8 protein-coding genes are annotated in these 9,321 nt (G+C 62.7%); 4 read left to right on the top strand and 4 right to left on the bottom strand.

All coding sequences use genetic code 11. The features are described 5' to 3' along the window. Nucleotides 1–96: 96 nt before the first annotated feature. Complete coding sequence (gene mce / locus CG471_RS08400) at nt 97–537, bottom strand: methylmalonyl-CoA epimerase (RefSeq protein ID WP_004207229.1); 441 nt, start codon at nt 535–537, stop codon at nt 97–99. Between the two features lie 114 nt (nt 538–651). Beyond that, nucleotides 652–2,184: an acyl-CoA carboxylase subunit beta gene (locus tag CG471_RS08405; RefSeq protein ID WP_099231547.1), complete on the bottom strand. Its 1,533-nt coding sequence runs from the start codon at nt 2,182–2,184 to the stop codon at nt 652–654. A gap of 140 nt (nt 2,185–2,324) precedes the next feature. Here CG471_RS08405 and CG471_RS08410 point away from each other — a divergent pair, with 140 nt between their 5' ends. Together CG471_RS08410 and CG471_RS08415 are read left to right on the top strand one after the other, a co-directional pair. Beyond that, nucleotides 2,325–3,740 (top strand): short-chain fatty acyl-CoA regulator family protein, encoded by a 1,416-nt coding sequence (locus CG471_RS08410; protein ID WP_010338815.1) that lies wholly within the window; start codon nt 2,325–2,327, stop codon nt 3,738–3,740. Between the two features lie 245 nt (nt 3,741–3,985). Further along, nucleotides 3,986–6,442, top strand: coding sequence for a TonB-dependent receptor (locus CG471_RS08415; protein ID WP_257211470.1), 2,457 nt, complete (start codon nt 3,986–3,988; stop codon nt 6,440–6,442). 55 nt (nt 6,443–6,497) lie between these two features. On the opposite strand, the gene CG471_RS08420 is transcribed toward CG471_RS08415, so the two are convergent. Next, nucleotides 6,498–6,950: an OmpA family protein gene (locus tag CG471_RS08420; protein WP_099231549.1), complete on the bottom strand. Its 453-nt coding sequence runs from the start codon at nt 6,948–6,950 to the stop codon at nt 6,498–6,500. A gap of 60 nt (nt 6,951–7,010) precedes the next feature. Beyond that, nucleotides 7,011–7,907 (bottom strand): LysR family transcriptional regulator, encoded by an 897-nt coding sequence (locus CG471_RS08425; RefSeq protein WP_099231550.1) that lies wholly within the window; start codon nt 7,905–7,907, stop codon nt 7,011–7,013. Nucleotides 7,908–8,008: 101 nt separating this feature from the next. On the opposite strand from CG471_RS08425, the gene CG471_RS08430 reads away from it, so the two are divergent. Beyond that, nucleotides 8,009–8,794, top strand: coding sequence for an SDR family NAD(P)-dependent oxidoreductase (locus tag CG471_RS08430; protein WP_037506687.1), 786 nt, complete (start codon nt 8,009–8,011; stop codon nt 8,792–8,794). A gap of 227 nt (nt 8,795–9,021) precedes the next feature. After that, the coding region (locus tag CG471_RS08435; protein WP_180275647.1) for a 2OG-Fe dioxygenase family protein at nt 9,022–9,321 on the top strand (300 nt) is incomplete at its 3' end.

A 9,321-nucleotide genomic window follows, 5' to 3' on the forward strand; every position in this document is an offset into this window, starting at 1 on the left:
CGAAGTTGGAGTGGGCTGTCCCGTGCCCACCCCGCTGCGACTAGGCGGAAAAGCCGCCAAGTCTCGCTGCCCCTCCCGCAAGCGGGAGGGGTGATATCAATGCGCGCCGTCCTTCGGCGTCTCCATGATCTCGGTCAGCACCCCGTTCATGTCCTTGGGGTGGACGAAGAAGATCGGCGTGCCATGGGCGCCGATGCGGGGTTCACCGAGCACCTTCTTCCCCAGCCCCTCGAACCAGGCCTTGGCTTCCATGATGTCGGGCACTTCATAGCACATATGATGCTGCCCGCCGGCCGGATTCTTGGCGATGAAGCCGTGGATCGGGCTGTTCTCGCCCAGCGGCTCGATCAGCTCGATCTGCGTCCCCGCTGTGCCGCCTTCACCCGGCGTGTCGACAAAGCACACCTTCACCCCCTGCGCCGGCAGGTCGAACGGCTCATGCGTCAGCGTCGCGCCCATGATGTCGCGATAATAAGCGAGCGAAGCCTCCAGCGAAGGGGTCGCAATGCCGATATGGTTGAGACGGCCGAGTTTCATCACATCATTCCCAATGTCGTCATTCCCGCGAAAGCGGGAACCCATCTCCCAACCCATCCCCAAGAAGCGATGTCGGGGGATGGATCCCCGCTTTCGCGGGGATGACGTCGTTATTTAGAGCGGAATATTGTCGTGCTTCTTCCAGGGGTTCTCCAGCGCCTTGTTGCGCAGCTTGCGCAGGCCCAGCGCGATCCGCTTGCGGGTCGAGTGGGGCTGGATCACCTCGTCGATGAAGCCCTTGCTCGCCGCCACGAACGGGTTGGCGAAGCGGTCTTCATATTCCTTGGTCTTCTCGGCAATCTCTTCGGGCGTCTTGCCGCGGAAGATGATCTCGACCGCGCCCTTCGCGCCCATCACCGCGATCTCGGCGGTCGGCCAGGCATAGTTGAGGTCGCCGCGCAGATGCTTGGAACTCATCACGTCATAGGCGCCGCCATAGGCCTTGCGCGTGATGACGGTGATCTTCGGCACGGTCGCCTCGGCATAGGCGAACAGCAGCTTGGCGCCATGCTTGATGATGCCGCTATGCTCCTGCGCGGTGCCCGGCAGGAAGCCCGGCACGTCGACGAAGGTGACGATCGGAATTTCGAACGCATCGCAGAAGCGCACGAAACGGCCAGCCTTCTTGGACGAGTTGATGTCGAGCACGCCGGCCAGCACCATCGGCTGATTGGCGATGATGCCCACCGTCTTGCCCTCGATCCGGCCGAAACCGCACAGGATATTGCCCGCATGGGCCGGCTGCACTTCAAAGAAGTCGCCTTCGTCCACCACCTTGCGGATCAGCTCGTGCATGTCATAGGGCTGGTTGGCATTGGCCGGGATCAGCGTGTCGAGGCTGTCCTCCAGCCGGTCCCACGGGTCCGCGCTCGGCCGCTCGGGCACCGGTTCCTTGTTGGACGCGGGCAGGAAGTCGACGAAATCACGCACCGCCAGCAGCGCTTCGATGTCGTTCTCGAACGCCACGTCCGCCACGCCCGATTTGGTCGTGTGGGTGATCGCGCCGCCCAGTTCCTCCTGCGTCACCACCTCGTTGGTGACGGTCTTGACCACGTCGGGCCCGGTTACGAACATGAAGCTGCTATCCTTCACCATGAAGATGAAGTCGGTCATCGCCGGCGAATAGACCGCGCCGCCCGCGCAGGGGCCCATGATGACGCTGATCTGCGGCACCACGCCCGATGCCAGCACGTTGCGCTGGAAAATCTCGGCATAGCCGGCGAGCGAGGCGACACCTTCCTGGATGCGCGCGCCGCCGCTGTCGTTAAGGCCGATCACCGGCGCCCCGACCTTCATCGCGATGTCCATGATCTTGCAGATCTTCATCGCGTGCCGTTCCGACACCGCGCCGCCATAGACGGTGAAGTCCTGGCTGAAGACATAGACGAGGCGGCCGTTGATCGTGCCCGATCCGGTGACCACGCCGTCGCCCGGAATATGCTGTTCGTCCATGCCGAAATCGATGCAGTTATGCTCGACATACATGTCCAGCTCTTCAAAGCTGCCCTCGTCCAGCAGCACTTCGATCCGCTCCCGCGCGGTCAGCTTGCCCTTGCCATGCTGCGCGTCGATGCGGCGCTGGCCGCCGCCCATGCGGGCGCCCTCGCGCTTGGCTTCCAGCTGTTCGATGATGGCGAGCTTCGACATGAAAGGCTTCTCTCCAAATTCGTGGCGTCAATAGCTTGGCCGACGCCGCCTTGCCCTTCCCCTACCCAGCCGCACGCAAAGTTCGCAAATGTAAATTTGCCAATTTGCAAATCGCGACTTCGCAAATTAGGGTAAGGATTATGGCACGCGGCAATCGTATATTCGCAGGTCCACGCCTGCGCCAGCTGCGCCTGGACCATCGGATGGACCAGGCGACCATGGCGCAGGCACTGGGCATATCCGTATCCTATCTCAGCCAAATGGAAAATGACGATCGCCCGCTGACCGCCAAGGTCAAGGCCGCGCTCGCCAATGCCTTTCCCACCGACTGGGCCAGTTTCGACAGCCGCGAGGATGAGCAATTGCTGGGCGCCTTCGCCTTTGCCCTGTCCCATCCCGAACTCCCCGGCCCGGCGCTGGAGCCGGAACGGATCGAGAAGCTGCACCTGCAATTTCCCGAGTTCGCGGCCCGCTATGTCGATCTCTACAACGCCCATATGCGCGCCAATGAGCGGATCAACATGATCGAGGAGGCGATCGCCAACGATCATGAGGTGCAGGCCCGCCTGCCCTGGGAAGCGGCGCGCGACTGGTTTCATGAGGCGGGCAATTATGTCCATAGCCTCGACTGCCTGGCCGAGGAGATGGCCGAGAGCTTTGCCCAGGGCCAGGTGCTGGACGAAGGGATGCTGGTCGAGGCGCTGGCTCGCCGCCACGGCATCGAGACGCTGATCGCGGAGACGCCCGACAGCGCCCTGCGCGCCTATCGCGCCGCCGACCGGCAATTGTTCATCAACGCCGCCCTGCCGACCGAAAGCCGCAAGTTCATGCTGGCGCACCAGTTGATGATGCTGGAGGGACAGGCGGTGATTGCCGATGTGGTGCGCAAGGCCGGCCTGCCCGTGACCGGCGCCGACCGGCTGCTCGCGATCGGACTTGGCAATTATGCCGCCGGCGCGCTGCTGATGCCCTATGCCCCCTTCCGCGAGGCGGCGCGGACGATGCGCCATGATATCGACCGGCTGGCCCGCACCTTCGGCGTCAGTTTCGAACAGGCCTGCCATCGCCTGTCCACGCTGCAACGGCCGGGCCTGCGCGGCATCCCCTTCTTCTTCTGCCGGGTCGACATGGCCGGCAACATCACCAAGCGCCACAGCGCCACCCGGCTGCAGTTCGCCCGCTTCGGCGGCGCCTGCCCGCTGTGGAACGTGCATGAGGCCGTGGCCGTGCCCGACCGCATCAATGTGCAGCTTGGCGAGACCCCCGACGGCGTGCGCTATGTCTCGATGGCCAAGGGGCTGGTGAAGCCGTCCGGCAGCTACAAGCGCACTCCGCGCCGTTTCGCCGTAGTGCTGGGCTGCGAGGTCGCCCATGCGGCCAATTTCGTCTATGCCGACGGCCTGCATCTGCAGGAGGAAGGCGCCGCGACGCCGATCGGCATCACCTGCCGCCTCTGCTCGCGCCAGAGCTGCGACCAGCGCGCCTTCCCACCCGCCGACCGCCCGATCCATGTCGACCCCGACAATCGCCAGATCGTGCCCTACTGGATCGGCTGACACGAAGTAATAACGGCACGAAAATACGAAACAAAACTCGCCATTACTTTTACATTTCAATATTAAACTTCAAGCATGAAGATCATGCAGCATATTGAAATATAATTCACTTATATGTCGTGTCACTTTTAACAAAATTGTCATAGCGAAATCCCAGTTGCAGGGCGGGACTGTCACGGACAGCTCGGTGCCAGAACAGATAATCGGCACCCTTGTCGCACATGGTAAAAAGGGATTTCGGGTCAATGAAACAGCTATTGATGTGCAGCGCCGCGCTGGTCGTGGCGGCTGCGCCGGCGATCGCGCTTGCGCAATCGACCGGCTCGCAGGATTTCGAGGACAGCATCATCGTCACCGGCGCGCAGGGCGACCAGAGCGTGGGCGGCGTCAAGATTCCCGAAGCGCCCAAGGCCAAGGTCACGCTGGACCAGGAGATCATCGCCCGCCAGCGCCCCGGCCAGGCGATCAACGAAACGCTGAACCTGGTGCCCGGCGTCAGCTTCTCCAACCAGGACCCCTGGGGATCGCTGGGCGGCAGCTTCACCGTGCGGGGTTTCAGTTCCGACCGCGTGTCGCAGACGATCGACGGCATACCGCTCAATGACTCGGGCAATTACGCGCTCTACACCAACCAGCAGCTCGATCCGGAAATCATCGAAGCGGCGACCGTCAGCCTGGGCTCGACCGATGTCGACAGCCCGACCGCCTCCGCCGCCGGCGGCACGATCAATATCCGTTCGCTGATGCCATCAGACGAGATGGGCGCGATGATCAGCGCCAGCTATGGCAATATCGTTGCCCGCGGCAATGACGATGATCGCGCCTATCACCGCATCTTCGGCATGTTCCAGACCGGCGTCTTCACGCCCTTCGGCACCAAGGCCTGGTTCTCCGCCTCGCGCGCGGCCAACAAGTCGACCTACACCAATTATGGCGGCGTCGATAAGCAGCAATATAATGGCAAGATCTACCAGCCGATCGGCAGCAATGGCGACTTCATCGCGCTGGCCGGCCATTACAATCAGAACCGCAACACCTTCAACGGTTCGACCTATACCACCGCGACCTTCCCCGGCACGACCGACGGCCGCTTCTACGACACCGCGACCTGCACCGTGGACACGCCGCAGACCGGCGTCACGGATTATGCCAATAGCTGCGGCTCGGCGTTCGAGCGGCGCTACAACCCGTCCAACACCGGCAATGTCCGGCTCAATTCGCGCTTCACCCTGGCCAGCGGCCTCACGCTGACGGTCGATCCCAGTTTCCAATATACCAAGGCCAATGGCGGCGGCACGTCCTATGCCTATGAAGGCGCCAGCGCCGACGGCAATACGGGCGGCTATTATCTCAAGGACAGCCGCAACACCGCCACCAGCAGCTCGACCCAATATTATTATGTCGGCGGCGTGGACCTGAATGGCGATGGCGACACGCAGGATTTCGTCCGTGTCCTGTCACCCAGCCAGACCGTGACCAAACGCTATGGCGTGATCGCCAACCTGTCCTACGACATCGACCCCGACAATCGCCTGCGCCTGTCCTACACTTATGACCGTGCCCGTCATCGCCAGACCGGCGAAGCCGGCTATCTGGAACTGGACGGCAGCCCGGTCGATGTCTTCCCGATCAACAACCCGATCGTCGATGCCGACGGCAATGTCGTGCAGAAGCGCAACCGACTATCCTATGCCACGCTGAACCAGATTTCGGGCGAATATCGCGGTTCCTATCTCGACGATCAGGTCATCCTGCTGCTGGGCGCGCGCATGCCCTTCTTCAGCCGCGACCTCAATCAATATTGCGTCACCACCGACGCATCGGGCAACGTCAACTGCCCGGCGACCCAGGCCGGCATCGATGCCCAGCTTGCCGCCAACAGCGCCTATGCCGCGCCGCAGTCGCGCAAGTTCGACTATAACAAGCTGCTGCCCAACCTTGGCGTCACCTACAAGTTCACCAGCAAGGCCAGCATCTTCACCAGCTATGCCAAGAACCTGTCCGTGCCCGGCACCGACGCCCTCTATGGCGCGCTCTATTTCGACGAAGGCTCCAGCTCGGGCAATCCCAAGCCGGAAACCTCCGACGCATTCGACCTTGGCCTGCGCTATCAGTCGGGCATCGTCCAGGCGCAGCTGTCGGGCTGGTACACCCGCTACAACAACCGCCTGGCGACCGCCTATGACGCCGATTGCGATTGCAGCGTGACCCGCAACCTCGGCCGCGTCGACAAATATGGCGTGGATGGCAGCGTCGCGGTGCGGCCGGTCAAGGATCTGATGCTCTACGTCTTCGGCTCCTACCTCAAGTCGGAGATCAAGGACGATGTCCAGACCGGCGCCAGCACCTATGCCGCAACCGCCGGCAAGCGCGAGGCCGGCGCGCCGGTCTATACGCTGGGCAGCCGCATCCAGGGCACGCTCGGCCCGGTCGACCTTGGCCTCCAGATCAAGCGGACCGGCGAGCGCTATGTCAACGACATCAACACGGTGAAGCTGCCCGGCTATACGCTGGTCGACCTCGACGCCCGCTTCTCGCTGGAGCAATGGGGCCTCAAGAAGACCTTCTTCCAGCTCAACGTCACCAACCTGTTCGACAAGGTCTATATCGGCTATTCGGGCACCGGCCTGACCAGCACCGCCACCACCGCCTATCTCGGCTCGCCCCGCGCGATCAGCGGATCGATGGTCGTGGCCTTCTGACCGGACGAAGGGGCGCCGGCATCGGCGGGCGCCCCTTTTTCCTTTCGCATCAAGATCAAGGCTGCGGCTTCGCGCGTGCCTTGGCCGGCAACGGCGCAAAAATGGGATGAAAGCTGATTTCAACCCGTCGGTTCTGACGTTCGGCGACATTTGCGCCCGTGGCTAAGCGCTGACGTGACGCTCCACGGGCTTTGATATCAATATCATCTTCCGGAATGCCATGCGCTGACAAATAGGCCCGCACCACCTTCGCGCGCCTTCGCCCAAGCTCGGGATTTTCGCGCGTGTCGGCATGCCCTTCAATCACGGTCCGACCATAGCCGCAGTTCGCAGCAAGGCGACTGACCCGGTCAAGAATATTCCGCGCCTCTTCGTCCACATAGGCAATGTCGGAATCGAAGGCGATGATGAAGGGACCGGTAAAACATTCAAAGCTGTTAGCCTGGCTGGGTAGCCCCAATGCGAGCAGCGCGCATGCTACGGATAGAATTTTGCCGGTTGAACGCATATCGTTTCCGCACCCCTCAGGCCGCTGATCATAAAACCCAAACCTGTAGCCGAGAAGCGCTCAGCCAGGCATCTTCATCGCTCCGTCCAGATAGTCGAGAAAAGCGCGCACCCGCGCAGCGGTGCGATCTTCTGCCGCGTAGAGGGCGTGGATATCCTCGCCGTCGCCGGGATTATAGTCGGCCAGCACTTCGACGAGGCGCCCCGCCCTGATGTCGCTCGCGACATGGAAATGGCCGTGCCGGGCGATGCCGCCGCCGGCGACCGCCATCTGGCGCACCACCTCCCCGGAATTGCCGTAGAAGCTGCCCTGTACGGGTCGCTGCACCAGCTTTCCGCCGATGCGGAACGGCCAGCCGTCGATCGAGCGGCGGAAGCTGAAACGCAGGCAGTCATGATCGTCCAGATCGTCCGGCGTCTGCGGCGTGCCGCGCCGGGCAAGATAGGCCGGGCTTGCCACCAGCACCATCGCGCTATGGCCCAGCTTCTTCGCCCGCAGGCTTGTGTCGCGCAGCGGGCCGATGCGGATGGCGATATCGGCCCGCTCCTCGACCAGATCGACGATCGCGTCGGACAGGGTCAGGTCCACCGTCACCGCCGGATAAAGTTCTCGGAAGCCGGGCAGGATCGGGATCAGGCATTCGATGCCGAAGGAGGGCGAGGCGTTGATCCGTAGCAGCCCGCGCGGCGTCGTGCGATCCTCGCCCAGCCCCGCCTCCAGCGCCATCATGTCGCCCAGCAGCACCGCCATACGGTCGCGATAGGTGACACCTTCCGGCGTCAGCGCCAGCGCCCGCGTCGTCCGCCGCAACAGGGTGACACCCAGCCTTTGTTCCAGCCGGGCGATCGACCGGCTGACCGCCGATGGCGTCAGACGCAAAGCCTTGGCCGCCGCCGCCAGACTGCCTTCACCCGCCACCATCAGGAAGGTTTCGATATCGCCGAACCGGTTATCCATGATTTCAAATCACTTCTGAAATGCGAAAGTGCAATCTAATCATCAATGCAAAATGCTCTATCTTGCTGTCAACTTCGCTGTCACTTTCAGAGGAATTCATCATGGATCTTCAGCTTTCGGGCAAGACCGCCCTCGTCACCGGATCGACTGCCGGCATCGGCTTCGCCATCGCCAAGCGCTTGGCTGAGGAAGGGGTCGAGGTCGTCATCACCGGCCGCAACCAGGCCAAGCTGGACGCTGCTGCCGCCGAGCTTTCGCAGGCCGGCACCATCCGCCCGGTGCTGGCCGACCCCGCCACCGCTGCGGGCGCCGACGCGCTGATCGCCGCCGTTCCGGACATCGACATCCTCGTCAATAATCTCGGCATCTATGAGGCCAAGGACTTCACCGACATCACGGACGCGGACTGGCATCATCTGTTCGAGGTCAATGTGGTGAGCGGCGCCCGCCTCGCCCGCCATTATTTTCCGAAGATGCTCGAAAAGAACTGGGGCCGCATCCTCTTCATCGCCAGCGAAAGCGGCCTGCTGCCGCCCGCCGAGATGATCCATTATGGCATGACCAAGTCGGCCCAGCTCGCCATCTCGCGCGGCCTCGCCGAACATACGCGCGGTACCGGCGTCACCGTCAATTCGGTGCTGCCCGGCCCGACCCGCTCGGAAGGCATTGTCGAGTTCATCCGCTCCGTGGTCGAGAATAAGGACGCATCCGAAGCCGAGCGCGAGGCCGAATTCTTCACCAAGCTGCGCCCGCTCTCGCTGATCAAGCGGCTGATCGAGGCCGATGAAGTCGGCGCGATGACCGCCTATCTCGCCAGCCCGCTGGCGGCCGCCACCAACGGCGCGGCGGTCAAGGTCGAAGGCGGCATGGTGCCGACGATCTACTGACGGCTTAGAAAACCAGTAACCGTTCGTGCTGAGTAGGGACTGAGCCTGTCGAAGTCCCGTATCGAAGCATCCTTCGATATGCCATTTCGACTTCGCTCAATGCCCGTCCTGAGCGCCTGCCTTGGCAGGCAGTCGAAGGGGCTACTCAGGACGAACGGCTTTTCCTGTATCCTGCTTGTGGCAACTGGCCCTGTCGCTCGTTTCCTCCCCTGTCTATGAGGATGGAAATGAGCGATACGGACTGCCTGCCCACCATCGACCAGGCGCTGGAACAGGATGGCTATGCCCGCCTGGCCGGCGCCGACCTGCTGCGCCAGCTGGATATCAGCGCCGCCGACTGGGCGCCCTTTGCCCGCAGCTGGAACGATCTTGGCCCCGATCTCTTCATGGCCGATGGCGGCCGTTACCGCCGCCGCCGCCATGCCACCTTCCACTGCGCCGCTGGACAATTCAGCCGCCAGCCGCACCAGCCCCATTATCAGAGCCGCGACTATAATCCGCTGAACGGCGACGTGCAGCGCTGGTTC

Origin of the sequence: Sphingobium sp. IP1, assembly GCF_002708645.1 — a bacterium.
Taxonomy (GTDB): Bacteria; Pseudomonadota; Alphaproteobacteria; order Sphingomonadales; family Sphingomonadaceae; genus Sphingobium; species Sphingobium yanoikuyae.